The organism is Serratia sp. HNCC26DJ206 (genome assembly GCF_057180605.1).
Genome location: NZ_JBXUGP010000002.1, coordinates 242,201 through 258,708, shown reverse-complemented (window position 1 = coordinate 258,708; position 16,508 = coordinate 242,201). Strand labels below are relative to the sequence as shown.

At 52.3% G+C, this 16,508-nt stretch carries 15 protein-coding genes; 12 read left to right on the top strand and 3 right to left on the bottom strand.

What is annotated here, in order from left to right; genetic code table 11:
- Window positions 1–57 precede the first annotated feature (57 nt).
- On the top strand, window positions 58–1,050 hold the full coding sequence (locus AC2A1E_RS02595; protein WP_484382418.1) for a bile acid:sodium symporter family protein: 993 nt from the start codon (window positions 58–60) through the stop codon (window positions 1,048–1,050).
- Between the two features lie 24 nt (window positions 1,051–1,074).
- Here the strand turns inward: AC2A1E_RS02595 and AC2A1E_RS02590 are convergent, their stop codons facing one another.
- The 3 genes from AC2A1E_RS02590 to zipA all read right to left on the bottom strand — a co-directional run bounded on the left by AC2A1E_RS02590 (window position 1,075) and on the right by zipA (window position 4,352).
- Window positions 1,075–1,290 (bottom strand): DUF3820 family protein, encoded by a 216-nt coding sequence (locus AC2A1E_RS02590; RefSeq protein WP_459401848.1) that lies wholly within the window; start codon window positions 1,288–1,290, stop codon window positions 1,075–1,077.
- On the bottom strand, window positions 1,290–3,311 hold the full coding sequence (ligA, locus tag AC2A1E_RS02585) for an NAD-dependent DNA ligase LigA (RefSeq protein ID WP_484382417.1): 2,022 nt from the start codon (window positions 3,309–3,311) through the stop codon (window positions 1,290–1,292). The genes AC2A1E_RS02590 and ligA overlap by 1 nt, the downstream gene beginning before the upstream one ends.
- A 78-nt stretch (window positions 3,312–3,389) precedes the next feature.
- Window positions 3,390–4,352 carry a cell division protein ZipA gene (gene zipA, locus AC2A1E_RS02580; protein WP_484382416.1) on the bottom strand — a complete coding sequence of 321 codons (963 nt, stop codon included), beginning with the start codon at window positions 4,350–4,352 and terminating at the stop codon, window positions 3,390–3,392.
- A gap of 222 nt (window positions 4,353–4,574) precedes the next feature.
- On the opposite strand from zipA, the gene cysZ reads away from it, so the two are divergent.
- From cysZ to AC2A1E_RS02525, 11 genes are all read left to right on the top strand, one after another.
- A complete protein-coding gene (gene cysZ, locus AC2A1E_RS02575) occupies window positions 4,575–5,336 on the top strand; it encodes a sulfate transporter CysZ (protein ID WP_484382415.1) in 762 nt (253 codons plus the stop codon).
- Window positions 5,337–5,499: 163 nt separating this feature from the next.
- The gene (gene cysK / locus AC2A1E_RS02570) at window positions 5,500–6,468 is read left to right on the top strand and encodes a cysteine synthase A (RefSeq protein WP_484382414.1); all 969 of its coding nucleotides are present in this window, start codon (window positions 5,500–5,502) and stop codon (window positions 6,466–6,468) included.
- Between the two features lie 400 nt (window positions 6,469–6,868).
- On the top strand, window positions 6,869–7,126 hold the full coding sequence (gene ptsH / locus AC2A1E_RS02565; protein ID WP_459401843.1) for a phosphocarrier protein Hpr: 258 nt from the start codon (window positions 6,869–6,871) through the stop codon (window positions 7,124–7,126).
- Between the two features lie 46 nt (window positions 7,127–7,172).
- Entirely contained in the window at window positions 7,173–8,900 is a 1,728-nt protein-coding gene (gene ptsI / locus AC2A1E_RS02560) for a phosphoenolpyruvate-protein phosphotransferase PtsI (protein ID WP_484382413.1), read from the top strand.
- 49 nt (window positions 8,901–8,949) lie between these two features.
- Window positions 8,950–9,459: a PTS glucose transporter subunit IIA gene (gene crr, locus AC2A1E_RS02555; protein WP_473187978.1), complete on the top strand. Its 510-nt coding sequence runs from the start codon at window positions 8,950–8,952 to the stop codon at window positions 9,457–9,459.
- 1,036 nt (window positions 9,460–10,495) lie between these two features.
- A complete protein-coding gene (locus tag AC2A1E_RS02550) occupies window positions 10,496–11,029 on the top strand; it encodes a fimbrial protein (RefSeq protein WP_484382411.1) in 534 nt (177 codons plus the stop codon).
- A 54-nt stretch (window positions 11,030–11,083) separates the two neighbouring features.
- Window positions 11,084–11,803 (top strand): fimbrial biogenesis chaperone, encoded by a 720-nt coding sequence (locus AC2A1E_RS02545; RefSeq protein WP_484382410.1) that lies wholly within the window; start codon window positions 11,084–11,086, stop codon window positions 11,801–11,803.
- Complete coding sequence (locus tag AC2A1E_RS02540; protein ID WP_484382409.1) at window positions 11,778–12,344, top strand: fimbrial protein; 567 nt, start codon at window positions 11,778–11,780, stop codon at window positions 12,342–12,344. Before AC2A1E_RS02545 ends, AC2A1E_RS02540 begins: the two co-directional genes overlap by 26 nt.
- A gap of 7 nt (window positions 12,345–12,351) precedes the next feature.
- Window positions 12,352–13,089, top strand: a complete 738-nt coding sequence (locus AC2A1E_RS02535; RefSeq protein ID WP_484382408.1) for a fimbrial biogenesis chaperone — start codon at window positions 12,352–12,354, stop codon at window positions 13,087–13,089.
- The gene (locus AC2A1E_RS02530; protein ID WP_484382407.1) at window positions 13,089–13,850 is read left to right on the top strand and encodes a fimbrial biogenesis chaperone; all 762 of its coding nucleotides are present in this window, start codon (window positions 13,089–13,091) and stop codon (window positions 13,848–13,850) included. The genes AC2A1E_RS02535 and AC2A1E_RS02530 overlap by 1 nt, the downstream gene beginning before the upstream one ends.
- A 62-nt stretch (window positions 13,851–13,912) precedes the next feature.
- Window positions 13,913–16,504 (top strand): fimbria/pilus outer membrane usher protein, encoded by a 2,592-nt coding sequence (locus tag AC2A1E_RS02525; RefSeq protein WP_484382406.1) that lies wholly within the window; start codon window positions 13,913–13,915, stop codon window positions 16,502–16,504.
- The last annotated feature ends 4 nt before the right edge of the window (window positions 16,505–16,508 follow it).

Below are 16,508 nucleotides of genomic sequence, written 5' to 3'. Positions count from 1 at the left end.
TATTATATCGTGCCGCGCGAGAATCACCGCATCGATTTCTCTTCTGAGTCAGTCACCATGAAATTTCTCCCCGACCGTTTTACCCTGACGCTGGTTGCCACCGTGCTGTTAGCCTCATTCTTGCCCGCACGCGGTGAGTTCGTCAGTTGGCTCCACGGGCTGACCGTGGCCGCCATCGCCCTGCTGTTCTTTATGCATGGTGCCAAACTTTCCCGCGAAGCCATCCTGGCTGGCAGCAATAACTGGCGTTTGCATCTGTGGGTGATGTGCAGCACGTTCATCATCTTCCCGGTGCTGGGGGTGCTGTTTAAATGGTGGTCGCCCGTCAACGTCAGCCCTGAGCTGTATACCGGCTTTATTTACCTGTGCATCTTGCCCGCTACGGTGCAATCGGCCATTGCTTTTACCTCGCTGGCCGGGGGAAACGTGGCGGCGGCGGTATGCAGCGCTTCAGCCTCCAGCCTGTTGGGGATTTTTGTTTCGCCGCTTTTGGTGGGCCTGTTGATGAACGTGCACGGCGATACCGGCGGGCTGCAACAAGTTGGTACCATTGTGCTGCAACTGCTGGTGCCGTTTATTGCTGGGCATCTTTCTCGCCCGTTGATTGGCAAATGGGTCGAACGTAACCGCAAACTGATTGGCAAAACCGATCAGACCTCGATTCTGCTGGTGGTTTACACCGCCTTTGGTGAAGCGGTGACGCACGGGATCTGGCATCAGGTGGGAGCGGGTTCACTGGTGTTTATCGTAGTGGTCAGCATAGTGCTGCTGACATTGGTGTTGGTAATGAATACCTACATGGCGCGCTGGCTGGGTTTCAGCAAAGCCGATGAGATCACCATTGTGTTCTGCGGATCGAAGAAAAGCCTGGCTAACGGTATCCCGATGGCCAACATTCTGTTCCCGGCGGCAACCGTGGGGATCATGGTGTTGCCATTGATGATCTTCCATCAGATACAGTTGATGGCCTGTGCGGTGCTGGCAAAACGCTATCAGAAAAAACAGCAGGAACAGCAGGCGGTGTTGAGTACGGAAACGTCCCGGGGATAATCAGGTGGGCTTACGCCCACCCGTTCAGCTTTTCTTTAGCGGCTTGACCAGGTGATCAAGCCCTTCAATCTTAATCGCCAAGGTCATTTCCATCAGCATACCCAGTTTGCCGTTTGGGAACTCGCCCTTGCGGGCAAACCACAGCAGGTACTCTTCTGGAAGATCGATCAACACCCGGCCCTGATATTTACCAAAGGGCATCACGGTGTTGGCGATTTCAATCAGGTTCTCTTTTTCCATCAGGCACCTAACAGGCGGATCATTTCCGCTTCGTCGATCACCTCAATACCCAGTTCCTGCGCTTTAACCAGCTTGGAACCCGCTGCTTCACCGGCGATCACCAGATCGGTTTTCTTGGAAACGCTGCCGCTCACCTTGGCCCCTAAGGCGACCAGGCGATCTTTGGCCTCATCACGTGAAAGCTGGCTGAGAGAACCGGTCAACACCACGGTTTTACCGGCAAACGGGCTGTCGATCTCTTCTTTCACCACCACGATCGGCGCAGGCCAGTTGATGCCCACTTCCGGGCTGACCAACTCTTCGATCACCTGTTGGTTATGGGCTTCGGCAAAGAAATTCACTACGTGCTTCGCCACCACTTCACCGACATCCGGCACTTCTTTCAGCGCATCCAGATCGGCCGCCCGCAGTTTATCCAGCGAACCAAAATGAGCCGCCAGATTCGCCGCGGTGGATTCCCCCACTTCACGGATACCGAGCGCATACAGGAAACGGGCAAAGGTGGTTTGCTTGGCGGTTTCCAGCGCGTCGACCAGATTCTGCGCCGATTTCGGCCCCATGCGATCCAGCCCGGTCAAGATACCGGCTGAAAGACGGAACAGATCGGCTGGGTTTTGCACGTACTCTTTGTCCACCAGTTGCTCAATGATTTTCTCCCCCATGCCGTCGACGTCCATCGCACGGCGCGAGACAAAGTGCTTCAGCGCTTCTTTACGCTGAGCCCCGCAGATAAGACCACCGGTACAACGCGCGATGGCTTCACCTTCCACCCGTTCCACGTCAGAGCCACAGACCGGGCAGTGCTGCGGGAACACCACCTCACGCGCATCCTGCGGGCGACGATCTTCCACCACGCCCACTACTTTCGGGATCACATCCCCCGCACGGCGCACAATCACCGTATCGCCAATGCGCAGACCCAGACGTTCGATCTCATCGGCATTATGCAGCGTCGCGTTGCTGACGACCACCCCGGCCACCTGCACCGGCTCCAGACGCGCCACCGGGGTAATCGCCCCGGTACGCCCTACCTGGAACTCGACTTCACGCACGATGGTGATCTGTTCCTGTGCCGGGAACTTGAAGGCGGTTGCCCAGCGCGGCGCACGCGCCACAAAACCGAGCGCTTCTTGCAGATCGATATCGTCGATCTTCACCACCACGCCGTCGATATCAAAACCGAGCTGAGCGCGGTCTTGCTCAACCTGACGATAAAATGCCAGCACCTCGTCGCTGCCGGTACAGCATTTGACACGATCGCTCACCGGCAAGCCCCAGGCTTTAAACTGCATCAGGCGTTGCCAATGGCTACGCGGCAGTTCGCCCCCTTCCAACAAGCCGACGCCGTAACAGAAGAAGGTCAAAGGGCGTTTAGCCGTGATGCGCGGATCGAGCTGGCGGATTGAACCTGCCGCCGCATTGCGCGGGTTGGCGAATATCTTGCCATCTTTGCGCCGGGCTTCTTCGTTCATCTGTTCAAAACCGGCCTGCGGCATAAACACTTCGCCGCGCACTTCCAAGCGAGATGGGATGTTATCCCCGGTCAGGCGTAGCGGGATGGCGCGAATAGTACGCACATTAGAGGTGATATTCTCCCCGGTGGTGCCATCACCACGGGTAGCAGCACGCACCAGTTCACCGTTTTCGTACAATAGACTGACCGCCAGGCCATCCAGCTTCAGTTCGCAGCAGAACGTCAGCGGTTCGCTGGTCTTCAGGCGATCCTGCACGCGCTTGTAAAACGCCAGATAGCCCTCGTCATCAAACACGTTGCCCAGCGAGAGCATCGGCACTTCGTGACGTACCTGATCAAACGCCGCCAAAGGCGCAGCGCCGACGCGCTGGGTTGGTGAATCCGCGGTAATCAGCTCGGGATGCGCCTGTTCCAGTGCGCGCAGTTCCTGCATCAGGCGGTCATATTCCGCATCCGGGATCTCCGGCGCATCAAGCACGTGATACTGATATTCGTGATGGCGCAGTGAGGTTCGCAGTTGATTGATTTTTTTGTTGATCGATTCCATGGCTCACCATCAGAAGATAAAAAGCCCCCGGGTGCGGGGGCTAGAGATAACAGATTATTCAGTGCGGCTTGCTTCCCGTCAGGCGTGTTTATTTTCCAACACTTCGCGGATACGCGCTTTGTAGGCTTCCAGCTTTTGCGGCGTCATCATACGACGCTCGTCGTCCAGCACCACGCCGCCCACATCATCGGCAATGCGCTGGGCCGATTGCAGCATCAGCTTGAAGTTCTGATTGGCATCGCCGTAAGACGGCACCATCATAAACATTGATACGCCCGGCGTAGAGAAATCAGACATCATTTCAGGATCAAAGGATCCTGGTTTGACCATATTGGCCAGGCTGAACAACACTGGGCCACTGCCTGCTGGGCTGATATGGCGATGGAAAATACCCATTTCACCAAACTGGAAGCCTGCTTGCAGCACGCTCTGTAGCAAAATTTCGCCGCCAATCACGCCACCTTGATGCGCCGCGACGTGCAGCACCAGGACGGTTTCTTTCAGTTTTGCCGGCTTGCTCGGTTCCTGCTCCACCGGTTTCACTTCCGGCTTCGGCTGCTGATTCACAGGTTCGGCATGATGGACTGCGGGCTGTGGTGCATGTGCCGACGACAAGTCGTCAACGCGCGGCGCAGGTTGCTGTTGCGGTTCGTCGTCTTCATCGTCCTGCGCGTAGTTATCGAGCAGGATGTCATCATAATCCGGCCGCTCAGAAAGCGGTGCGGGTTGATGAGCTACCGGCTGAACGGGCCGTGGGGCTGGAGCAGGCTTCGGCGTAACCACAGGCTCTTCGCGTGCAGCATCAAAATGGCCCAATGACGGCTCGTCCTGGGGATGAGTGGCACGAATACGCACCTCGCCCACACCTTCAGCAGGTTCGTCGAATGGAGTAGGTTCACGTTCTTTTTTCGAACGCTTGGCTGGGCGATCGCGGAAAATCGACGAGCGTTCCTTGCGGCTGGTCCAAAGACCATGCAATAACAACGCTATTATGGCGATCGCGCCAACAACGATTAATATCAGACGCAAATCCTGCATCATTGCTATCTCTGTTGTTCCAATACATTGCCACCGCGGCAAACATTCACTCTTTAACTCTATTTGCCTGCACGCACAAGTGCAAGTCCGTGCTGAACTTTATGCCAATAAAGATGATTATACTGCACTTTTTTGCTGTTTTTTCAGCCAACAGCACCCTAGCCAGTGGAAAATCATACCGATATGATAGAGATGCCTGTTCAGACAAAGAGATAAACTTAAGATATGTCCTATACGCAACCTGCTTCCAAGCCCACCAGCGGCATGCATTACTTCGCCGAAGGGTGGCGCCTGATTTCGCGCCCAGGGATTAAACGCTATGTCGTATTACCGTTGCTAGTTAACGTGTTGCTGATGGGATCCGCCTTCTGGTGGCTGTTTAGCCAACTGGGTGACTGGATCCCAAGCATGATGAGCCATGTGCCTGACTGGCTGCAATGGCTGAGTTATTTGCTTTGGCCACTGGCGGTAATTTCGGTGCTGCTAGTGTTCAGTTACCTGTTCAGTACCCTCACCAACCTGATCGCAGCACCGTTTTGCGGATTGCTGGCCGAGCAGCTTGAAAGCAGCCTGACCGGTAAATCGCTGCCGGATACCGGCATCTTGGGTATCATGAAAGATCTTCCGCGCATTATGGGCCGCGAATGGCGTAAGCTGATGTACTACCTGCCACGTGCGCTAGTGCTGCTGGTGCTCTACTTCGTACCTGGTATCGGCCAGACGTTGGCACCGGTGCTGTGGTTCCTGTTCAGCGCCTGGATGCTGGCGATTCAGTACTGCGATTATCCGTTTGATAACCATAAAGTCAGCTTTGCCGACATGCGCCGCACGCTGCGCCAGCACAAAACCGACAATCTGCAATTCGGTGCGCTGGTCAGCCTGTTCACCATGATCCCTATCCTGAATCTGGTGATCTTGCCGGTGGCCGTGTGCGGTGCCACCGCCATGTGGGTGGACCGTTATCGCCCGCAATTTGTTCGTTCCTGATCGCATATTGCTTCAACTGAGGGTGCTTCCGGCACCCTTGTTATTGGGCATAAAACTTATTCTCTAATAACATATAGATATACCAATTCCTTACTTCCCTGCCGGGGCCGTTAGCGTATGCTTTCGATGTTCCCTACATTTTCATAGAGTTAAAGGACGAGCTATGAGCAAGATATATGAAGACAACTCATTAACAATCGGCCATACGCCGCTGGTTCGTCTGAACCGTATCGGCAATGGACGCATTCTCGCCAAGGTTGAATCTCGCAACCCGAGCTTCAGCGTCAAATGCCGCATCGGTGCCAATATGATTTGGGATGCCGAAAAGCGTGGCATTCTCAGCGCCGGTAAAGAGCTGGTGGAGCCCACCAGCGGCAACACCGGTATTGCTCTGGCCTTCGTGGCGGCAGCGCGTGGCTACAAACTGACGCTGACCATGCCGGAAACCATGAGCATTGAACGCCGCAAACTGTTGAAAGCGCTGGGGGCCAATCTGGTGCTGACCGAAGGCGCGAAAGGCATGAAAGGGGCGATCGCCAAGGCTGAAGAGATTGTGGCGACCGATCCGAACCACTACGTTCTGCTACAGCAGTTCAGCAATCCGGCTAACCCGGAAATTCATGAAAAAACCACCGGCCCGGAAATCTGGGCAGATACCGATGGTGAAGTCGATGTGTTCATCGCAGGCGTGGGTACTGGCGGTACGCTGACCGGCGTCAGTCGTTTCATCAAGAAAACCAAAGGCAAAGCCATCACCACCGTGGCGGTTGAACCGACAGATTCACCGGTGATCAGCCAGGCCTTGGCCGGTTTAGAGATCAAACCAGGTCCGCACAAAATTCAGGGTATCGGCGCAGGTTTTATCCCTGGCAACCTGGATCTTGAGTTAGTTGATCGCGTTGAGCAGATTACCAACGATGAAGCCATCAGCATGGCCCGTCGTCTGATGGAAGAAGAAGGTATTCTGGCAGGGATTTCATCCGGCGCCGCTGTTGCGGCCGCGGTCAAACTTTCAGAAAACGCAGCCTTTACCGATAAAACAATTGTGGTTATCCTGCCTTCCTCAGGTGAACGCTATTTGAGCACCGCATTGTTTGCAGATTTGTTCACCGAACAAGAGCTGCAGCAGTAGAGCGAAGAGTGCACAAAAAGCTAAAAAAGCACCTTTCGGGGTGCTTTTTTGTGGACTGGATCAAAGTTTATACCCATCAAAGATTGATTTTAGCCTCTGGCTTTAGTATTTAACCGGACAATTATTTCGGTACGCGAAATTAATCACCTTCCGCCTGTTGTTTGAGCTGAATCGATTTACTTGTTTGTCGCTAACGCGCAAAACACGGCATAATAGGAAGTTGATTGAAATGGCATCAGAAGCCAGGTTTTTTTGATCTGGCATGACTAAAGCGTCGTTTTATGTTGCATCAACGCTCGCCCCTGTACCATAGTCAGGCACTAACCAGACAGGCTAAAATCACGCCGCTAGGCTAAACTTTAGCTCCACAACATTAATCCAATAAGTTGGGGAAACATCAATGTTCCAGCAAGAAGTTACTATTACCGCTCCGAATGGTCTGCACACTCGCCCTGCCGCTCAGTTCGTTAAAGAAGCCAAAGGCTTTGTCTCTGACATTACCGTCACCTCCAACGGCAAAAGCGCAAGTGCCAAGAGCCTGTTTAAACTGCAAACTCTGGGCCTGACCCAAGGTACCGTAGTAGTCATCGAAGCTGTTGGTGAAGACGAGCAGAAAGCCGTTGAGCACTTGGTAAAACTGATGGCAGAGCTTGAGTAATCGGCCCGTCTTTTTAGTTAACACCAGTCAAGAGTAAGGTAGGGTTATGATTTCAGGCATTTTAGTATCACCGGGTATCGCTTTTGGTAAGGCTCTCCTACTGAAAGAAGATGAGATTGTCATCAACCGGAAGAAAATCTCTGCAGACCTAGTAGAGCAGGAAGTCTCGCGTTTTCTGGCAGGCCGAGCTAAGGCATCCGAGCAGTTGGAAGCGATCAAGACCAAAGCTGGCGAAACCTTCGGCGAAGAGAAGGAAGCCATCTTCGAAGGCCACATCATGCTGCTGGAAGACGAAGAGCTTGAGCAGGAAATCATAGCCCTCATCAAAGACGATCTGGCGTCCGCTGATGCTGCCGCTTATACCGTGATTGAAGGCCAGGCAAAAGCGTTAGAAGAGCTGGATGATGAATACCTGAAAGAGCGCGCGGCTGACGTGCGTGACATCGGTAAACGTCTGCTGCGCAATATTCTGGGCCTGGCGATTGTCGATCTGAGCTCTATTCAGGATGAAGTGATCCTGGTTGCCACCGATCTGACCCCATCAGAAACTGCACAGTTGAACCTGGACAAAGTGCTGGGTTTCATCACCGATCTGGGTGGCCGTACTTCCCACACCTCCATTATGGCCCGTTCCCTGGAGTTGCCGGCAATCGTAGGCACCAGCGACGTGACCAAGCAGGTGAAAAATGACGATTACCTGATTCTGGACGCCGTTAACAACCTGATTTACGTTAACCCGACCACTGAGATTATCGAGCAGTTGAAAGCTGCTGAGAATCTGTATACCAGCGAGAAAAACGAACTGGTCAAGCTGAAAGATCTGCCAGCCATCACGCTGGACGGACATCAGGTTGAAGTCTGTGCCAACATCGGTACCGTGCGTGACGTCGCAGGTGCAGAGCGCAATGGCGCCGAAGGTGTCGGCCTGTATCGTACCGAATTCCTGTTCATGGACCGCGACTCACTGCCCACTGAAGACGAGCAGTTTATGGCTTACAAAGCCGTTGCGGAAGCCATGGGCTCACAGGCAGTGATCGTCCGTACCATGGACATCGGCGGTGATAAAGATCTGCCATATATGAACCTGCCGAAAGAAGAGAACCCGTTCCTCGGCTGGCGCGCGATCCGTATCGCGATGGACCGCCGGGAAATCCTGCACGCCCAGTTGCGCGCCATCCTGCGTGCTTCCGCCTTCGGTAAACTGCGTATCATGTTCCCGATGATCATTTCGGTGGAAGAAGTGCGCGATCTGAAAGGCGAACTGGAAACGCTGAAAGCGCAATTGCGCGCAGAAAACAAAGCCTTTGATGAGTCGATCGAAGTGGGCGTAATGGTGGAAACACCTGCCGCGGCAGTGATTGCTCATCACCTGGCGAAAGAAGTCGACTTCTTTAGTATTGGGACAAACGACCTTACCCAGTATACTCTGGCAGTAGATCGCGGCAATGAGCTGATTTCTCATCTCTATAACCCGATGTCCCCATCAGTGCTTGGCCTGATCAAACAGGTCATTGATGCATCTCATGCGGAAGGCAAGTGGACCGGTATGTGCGGTGAACTGGCTGGCGATGAACGTGCTACACTGTTGTTATTGGGCATGGGGCTGGATGAGTTCAGCATGAGTGCGATTTCAATCCCGCGCATCAAGAAAATCATTCGTAACACGAACTTCGAAGATGTGAAGGCGTTGGCAGCGCAAGCCTTGGCTCAGCCAACGGCACAAGATTTGATGAATTGTGTGAATAAATTCATCGAAGAAAAGACGCTCTGCTAAACTTCCACGACACTGGAACGCCGCCCAATTTAATGCTTAGGAGAAGATCATGGGTTTGTTCGATAAACTGAAATCTCTGGTTTCTGATGACAAGAAAGACACGGGCACTATCGAGATTGTCGCTCCAATTTCTGGCGAAATCGTCAACATCGAAGATGTACCTGACGTCGTATTCGCCGAGAAGATCGTTGGTGACGGTATTGCTATCAAACCGGCAGGCAACAAAATGGTTGCTCCGGTTGACGGTACTATCGGCAAGATTTTCGAAACCAACCATGCGTTTTCTATCGAATCCGACAGCGGTATTGAGCTGTTTGTCCACTTCGGTATCGATACTGTTGAGCTGAAAGGCGAAGGCTTCAAGCGCATCGCCGAAGAAGGCCAGCGCGTTAAGAAAGGCGATGTCATCATCGAGTTCAACCTGCCACTGCTGGAAGAAAAAGCCAAGTCGACCCTGACCCCGGTTGTGATCTCCAACATGGACGAGATCAAAGAGCTGATCAAACTGTCCGGCAGCGTTATCGTGGGCGAAACCCCGATCATCCGTATCAAGAAATAATCACTGTTGGTGATATCAGCCAGCTAATGCCAGTCGGTTAACCCTGACTGGCATTTTTCTTTTCTGTGCGGCCATGTCTCCCCGCTCTTGCTTCTATCACTTATTGAACTGCCTGCTCATCGTCCTAACAGCCTCACCGAGGCGTTACAGTGACATGATACTCCTAGGACCTCATCACTTCTGTTATACGCCCACCTTGGCCTACGAGGTGATAAACCGCTGACCAACGCCAGATAATCTCCAGACAACGATTTTTATCGCGAAAAGTTACAGAACCCGATAGTTCTTCGCATCTCCGACTCCAAGTGGATCGATTTAGTGCCTTAAAAAATCGGAAAGTGCAGATATCCTCAGATTTTATGCAGTATAAACATTAATCTATCGCCCCCTTACTGGCTAATATCTGTGCAAAAATAATGTTTTTATATAATCCTACTAAATCAACCCATTTCTAAATTTTAACCATTCCAGAAGAAATGATATTTATGCATAGCATGAAACAAAATATCATCTTCCAATATACCAAGACATGTCCTATAGTGCTCGACATCAAATAACCTGTTGGTTAGATGTTTTTAATTATTATTTTCGACATATCATAATGGTAGCCGTTGGGAATAAAAATATTTATTTCAGGAGGAAATAATGAGCATCAATAACAAGGAAAAAGACACCCATTTCACTCCTCCGCTAATTGGAGTAGCAGTTCCTTATCTGTTACTCAAACAGCCATATTGTTTCTAAACGTTATCACCCTGATAGAGCGATGAGCACTCGTGTACTTGTCATCTAAAAAGAGCACCCATAAATATAATGGTCCTCAATTTAATCAAGATGAATAATTAAAGACACATTTAATATATGCAGCGCATTAACTCCGCGCGGCCAGAATACAATATTAGCCATTTGCTTTATTAGTTCGTGTAATAGGTTTTTCATGCTGTCTGTGGCGTATATATGTCACGTAACCTCTCCGGGTATCCGGAATATTATTATCTATATATAAGGAAATATGATGCGCAAGATCCTATCAACTATGACCCCAGTTGCTCTGTTGCTGTTGGCTGCCGCTGGTAATGCTCAGGCTGCTTCCAACGCCCAGCTCACTGTTACTGGTACTGTAGTAGCAGCCACCTGTGACGTTAGCCTGTCCACCAGCAACCTGGACCTGGGTAACCATACGCCAGCCGACTTTACTACCGTAGCAACTCCGGTTGTAGCAAGCCAGAAGGCATTCACCGTGGGTGTCAACAACTGCCAGACTCCATTGCTGGGTGGCGACACCGCTAGCCTGGTAGTGACTGGTCAAACTCTGGGTGGTAACCCAAATATCTTTAACAGCACTGGCACCAATACCGGTGTAATGCTGCGCCTGGCTTCTGCTCCAGCAGGGACTTATATCAAGAGCGGAGACAAACTGTTAGTTGCTACTGCTGGCGCAACTCCAGCACAAACAGACTTCAACGGTAAGACTCTGAGCCTGCAGGCTGGTTTAGCAGCAACGACAACCACTGGTGTAAACATCGGTGCTGTCAACGCACCAGTTCTGTTCAGCTTTGCCTACAACTGATTTATATCCCGGGGGCATTATTTGCCCCCTTTTTTAGCGCTCAGGAACTGTTATATGTCCCGTATTTTCTCATTGATCTCATTATTGCTTGCTTGGCTTCCCCTGCTTGCTATAGCTCAAACAGGTGGTTTTGGTATCAATGCCACCCGTCTGATTTATCCTCAGGGTGCTGAGAGTATCAGCGTGACAGTGCGCAATACCATGACAGCACAACCGTATCTGGTGCAGGCTAAAATAAGCGGTTCCCAAGACGGAAGCCAACCCGCCCCTTTTCTGACAAGACCACCGCTATTTCGACTGGAACCCAACAGCGTCAACCAAATACGTATTGTGGAGCAAAAATCGATATTACCGAGAGATCGTGAATCGGTATTTTATTTTCATGCCAGTGCCATTCCAGCCAGTAGCGCGCCCCTATCCCCTAACCAGCAGTCTGGGGTGCATGGCAATGCCCAATTTGGGATTGGTAATATCATAAAAATGTTCTATCGCCCAGCCAGTCTGCCTTCATCATCCATGGCTGCACAACAAAGCCTGCAATTTTCAAAGGTTAAAGAAGGGCTCCAGCTTAAAAACAATTCTCCCTATTTTGTCAGCTTTGCCAGCCTGCGCGTAGGAAAACAAGCAATCAAACTCGATACACCAGCAGCTTTAATGATTGCACCATTCAGTAGCCATATCTATCCAACAACAATCGCGCAGGGTTCAGTCATTCATTGGGAAACTATTAACGACGAAGGGGGAATCAATGCGTTCAGCTATAACCTACCGTAAAAAATCTTTTTTGTTGATGCTGTTGGCATTAACGGGCCTGGTGAGTGTGCCTGCTCAAGCGGTGACGCTCAATTTCTCTGCCATGCTCAACCCAGGAACATGCACCTTCAGCCTGGATAAAAGCACGCTGGTACTCGATTCGGTTCATCTGTCGCAGTTAACTCCTTCAACCCTGCAGGCAGCACAACCCTTTACGCTCATCGTTCAGGATTGCAGCGGGACCGACGCCAGCCTCACTCCGGTTGTTAACGTCAGCGGTGACGGCATCACTCGAGACAGTCGTTGGCTGTTCCGCAGCAGTGACTCCATAGCTTCTGGTGTAGGCGTCATGCTGGTAAAAACGGACGTTTCGCCCAGCTACAGTGACACTGAAATCAAAGATGGCGACAACATTCCATTGGCTGCAATGGGGGCTAACCCATCCGATCAGAGTATCAGGTTTTACGCCGGGCTCACCTGCGGCAGCTTGGCATGCACCAGTGGCTCATTAAGCGCTGGGACATTGACAGCCCGCATTCTGTTTAACCTGGCCTATCGCTGAGGCTGATATGTTGTTGATACCGACCTATCGCGCAATAGTGGCTGCCAGCCTTTGCCTGCTGATATCAGAGCAGGCTCTGGCAGCCCAGGCTGCTGCTGGCGGCGGGGTCAGCTTGAGCCAAACGCGGGTGATCTTTCTGTCCTCAGATAAAGCGCAGACTTTAGCGGTGAAAAATACCGGTAATCTGAGCTATCTGATTCAGAGCCGGGTACAGCAAACGCCTGACGATGTTACCCCTGCACCTTTTGTGGTGACACCGCCGCTTTTCCCGCTCAAACCTGATAGCCGTCAGTTGCTGCGTATTATCCCGCAGGGCACTGCTCTGCCAACTGATCGAGAGTCACTCTTTTATCTTGCGGTATTAGCAATACCCGCTCAGACCGATAACAGCATCCCTCAGACTCAGCTATCAATGGGGGTGCGTTTTATTATCAAGCTGTTTTATCGCCCGGCGGGCCTGAAAATGCCGCCAAGCAAAGCTCTCTGCAATCTGCGTTTTAGCCACACAGCTAACGGGGTACACGTCGATAATCCGACCCCTTATTTTCAGACGTTGGGGAATCTAAAGCTCAACATGGCCTCGGTCAATCTGGATGCTCAATCATCCATACTGGCGCCTATGAGTGGACAGAACTATCCAGCGCAACAACGCATCACCAAGGCCGAATGGCAGACTGTCACTGACTACGGCGGGTTATCACCCCTATGCCAAGAAACGGTCTCATCTACACAGGAAACTCCGTAATGAACTCTTTATTTCGCTGGCGTTCTGTCGGCTGGATCTTTTGTCTGCTAACGGCCTATGTCAGCACAGTTCATGCGCAAACAACCTCTGCTGCCCCAAAAGGCATTTCCTTTCAGGTGTTGCGCGTCATTTATCTTGGGAGCGATAAGCGAGGGATCACCCTGACGGCCAATAATACAGCCTCAAGTCCCTATTTGATGCAGTCCCGGATACAGCCTGTTGACCCGGTAACCGGCAATGTGGCCGAGGGAAAACATCCGGCCATGCCATTTATTGTCACCCCACCGCTTTCCCGCTTAGAAGCCAACAGCGAACTGACACTGCGTATTCGACGTAACGGCGAACCGTTACCGGCCGATCGTGAGTCGGTCTTTTTTATCTCGATGAAGGCAATCCCCACTCAGGCGGCACCGGAACAGCGCGCGGAAGAGAAACAGATGGTATTGACGGTCACCAGCAATATGAAGGTGTTTTACCGCCCGGAAGGGTTGGTTAAGCGCGCCGTTGCCGACATGGCCCCCAAGCTGAAATTCCGCCGTGATGGCAACCAGTTGATTGCAGAAAACCCGACACCCTATTGGCTGACTTTTTCACGCTTAACGGTGGGAAAAACTGCACTGGACAAAGCGCAGTTGCGCCTGATGGTTCCCCCAAAAGGCCAACAGCGCTACATCTTGCCAAACGATACCTCTGGCAACGTGACATGGCAACTGATTGATGAAGACGGCTGGGATACTCCCGTTGAGCAGCGCCCCTTGTAGGTCTTTTCTGAAGTAATGCATGGAAAAGTGACACTTTAGCTTTCGTTATGGACGCGATAATAATGACAACACGACATACTGATTTCACGCTATTGCCTGTGCTGGCAGGAGCTACCTTACTGGTGAGCGGTACGCCTGCTGTAGCTCGAGACTATTTTGATCCAGGGCTGCTTTCTCTCAGTGGAACAGACGCCGCCACGGTAGATCTGAGCACCTTTGAGACCTCAGGAAAAACACCGCCAGGCACCTACACTGTCTCCCTGTTTATGAACCAAACAGACCAGGGGCAGCACACCTTGATATTCAAGGCGGACGCCAATGGCGACATCCAGCCGCAACTCTCACCCGCTTTCCTTAACAAACTAGGCGTGAATACAAAGGTTTTACCCACCTTTGTAGGGTTGCCACCAGAAGCGCCGGTAAAGAATCTTGCCACCCTTATTCCAGAATCAAAAACCCAGTTTGATTTTGCCCAGCTTCGTCTGGATATCAGTGTTCCCCAGGTAGCAATGCAGCCCAATGCACAAGGGGCTGTCGATCCCGCCTTATGGGATCACGGCGTACCCGCATTGTTGTTCAACTATAACCTGAATGGCGGGCGCAATTGGCAGGGGGAACAACCTGGTATGGGCAGTAACACCCAAACCAACCTGTTTGCCAACGTACAAGGTGGCGCTAACTGGCAAGCCTGGCGCCTGCGCAGCAACATGACCTATTCACGTAACACCAATAATGCGAACGATATGGCTGCTCTGACCACCCAGAGCACGCAGTTTAGCAACACTTACCTGCAGCGCGATATCCAACCCTGGCGGTCAGAGATTCTGTTGGGGGAAAACAGCACCGAAAACGACGTGTTTGACAGCATCCCGTTTCGTGGGGTCAAGCTTAATTCCAGTGACGACATGCTGCCCACCAGCCTGCGCGGTTTTGCGCCCATCATCAGCGGTATTGCGCAAACCAACGCACGCGTCACGGTGAGCCAGAACGGTAACGTCGTCTATCAGACCTATGTGGCTCCTGGGCCATTCCGTATCAATGACCTGTTCCAGACCGGCCAAGCAGGTGATTTGATCCTCACCATTAACGAATCCGATGGCACCGTCCGCACCCAGACGCTGGCCTTCTCATCGCTCCCAGTGATGCGGCGGCAAGGCAGCCTGAAGTATGAAGTGACGGCAGGCCGCTACAACGGTGGCATCACCGTCGACTCGCAGCAGGCGAACTTTGTGCTGGGCACCGCCATCTACGGCCTGCCTCATGATATCACCCTGTATGGCGGTACCCTCTTAGCCAAAGATTATGTCTCTGCCGTAGCGGGTAGCGGTTTCTCCCTGGGCAACTTCGGCGCATTGTCGGCAGACATCACGGCCTCCAGCACCAAATTGCCTGGGCAAAACGCTCATCAGCAAGGGTATTCTTACCGGCTGCGTTATTCCAAAAGCATGCTGAGCACGGGTACAGCGGTAGATCTGACCGCCTATCGCTATTCAACGCGCAACTATTACAGTTTCTCTGACTTCAACAACCTGGGTTTCCAACTCAGTGACGGCCAGGTACCTTGGGCTCTGGAGCGTCAGCGTTCCAATTTCCAGGTGCGACTCAGCCAGCAACTGGATTCATGGGGCTCACTGTATTTGTCCGCTTCTCGCAACGATTTCTGGGGCAACAACAAGGTGATGAACACGGTATCGGCGGGTTACAACGGCAGTTACCGCGGTGTGAGTTACGGCCTGGCCTACAGCATTGACCGGCTGAAGGGGGATGGCAGTTGGCCAGAGAACCGGCAGTTATCACTGAACATGCAGGTGCCATTGAATATGTTCACCGCCTCACCTGCCGCGCGTAACGCCTATGCCAGTTACCAGATGACACACGACAATCATGGGCAGGTCCAGCAGCAGACCGGGATTAATGGCAGCGCGCTCGATAGCCGTATCTCCTATAGCGCAATGCAGGGCTGGTCAAATGGGCAAAACAGTAACAACAGCACGCTGAACGCCGGTTATCAAGGCAGCAAAGGGTCTGCCAGCATGGGCTATAGCTACAGCCGCCAGAATCGCTCGTTGAACATGAGCGGTAACGGCGGGATCGTAGTGCATCCGCAAGGGGTAACCTTGAGCCAGATGTTGGGCAATTCGCTAGCCATTGTCAGTGCACCAGGGGCCAAGGGGACCAGCGTGATGAACGGCAATATTCAGACGGACAACCGCGGCTATGCGGTAGTGCCTTACCTGTCGAACTATCAGCTTAACAACGTCAGCTTAAACCCGGCCACCTTGCCAGACGATGTGGATGTTAACCAGTCGAGCCTGAACGTGTACCCGACCAAAGGAGCTGTGGTGATGGCCAACTTTGCTACACACGTAGGCTACCAGGTGTTGATGACGCTGCTGCAGGCGAACAACACTCCGGTACCGTTTGGAGCACTGGTCACCATAGAGAACAAGACCGCACAGGAGCCGAATACCGGGATTGTCGGTGAAGCAGGCCAGGTATACCTGAGCGGATTATCGGAACAAGGGAAGCTGAAGGTGACCTGGGGCAAAGAGGCAGACCAGCAATGCCTGGCCGCTTTTAACCTGGCAAAAGTCGCTGCCCCCTCCGTCAACAACCCGGTACGCATGTTGACCATCGTCTGTCAGGGGAAATAAACAC

Coding starts and splice junctions, on each gene's coding strand:
- AC2A1E_RS02595 (WP_484382418.1), top strand. CDS start 58: ATGAAATTTCTCCCCGACCGTTTTACCCTGACGCTGGTTGCCACCGTG.
- AC2A1E_RS02590 (WP_459401848.1), bottom strand. CDS start 1,290: ATGGAAAAAGAGAACCTGATTGAAATCGCCAACACCGTGATGCCCTTT.
- ligA (WP_484382417.1), bottom strand. CDS start 3,311: ATGGAATCGATCAACAAAAAAATCAATCAACTGCGAACCTCACTGCGC.
- zipA (WP_484382416.1), bottom strand. CDS start 4,352: ATGATGCAGGATTTGCGTCTGATATTAATCGTTGTTGGCGCGATCGCC.
- cysZ (WP_484382415.1), top strand. CDS start 4,575: ATGTCCTATACGCAACCTGCTTCCAAGCCCACCAGCGGCATGCATTAC.
- cysK (WP_484382414.1), top strand. CDS start 5,500: ATGAGCAAGATATATGAAGACAACTCATTAACAATCGGCCATACGCCG.
- ptsH (WP_459401843.1), top strand. CDS start 6,869: ATGTTCCAGCAAGAAGTTACTATTACCGCTCCGAATGGTCTGCACACT.
- ptsI (WP_484382413.1), top strand. CDS start 7,173: ATGATTTCAGGCATTTTAGTATCACCGGGTATCGCTTTTGGTAAGGCT.
- crr (WP_473187978.1), top strand. CDS start 8,950: ATGGGTTTGTTCGATAAACTGAAATCTCTGGTTTCTGATGACAAGAAA.
- AC2A1E_RS02550 (WP_484382411.1), top strand. CDS start 10,496: ATGACCCCAGTTGCTCTGTTGCTGTTGGCTGCCGCTGGTAATGCTCAG.
- AC2A1E_RS02545 (WP_484382410.1), top strand. CDS start 11,084: ATGTCCCGTATTTTCTCATTGATCTCATTATTGCTTGCTTGGCTTCCC.
- AC2A1E_RS02540 (WP_484382409.1), top strand. CDS start 11,778: ATGCGTTCAGCTATAACCTACCGTAAAAAATCTTTTTTGTTGATGCTG.
- AC2A1E_RS02535 (WP_484382408.1), top strand. CDS start 12,352: ATGTTGTTGATACCGACCTATCGCGCAATAGTGGCTGCCAGCCTTTGC.
- AC2A1E_RS02530 (WP_484382407.1), top strand. CDS start 13,089: ATGAACTCTTTATTTCGCTGGCGTTCTGTCGGCTGGATCTTTTGTCTG.
- AC2A1E_RS02525 (WP_484382406.1), top strand. CDS start 13,913: ATGACAACACGACATACTGATTTCACGCTATTGCCTGTGCTGGCAGGA.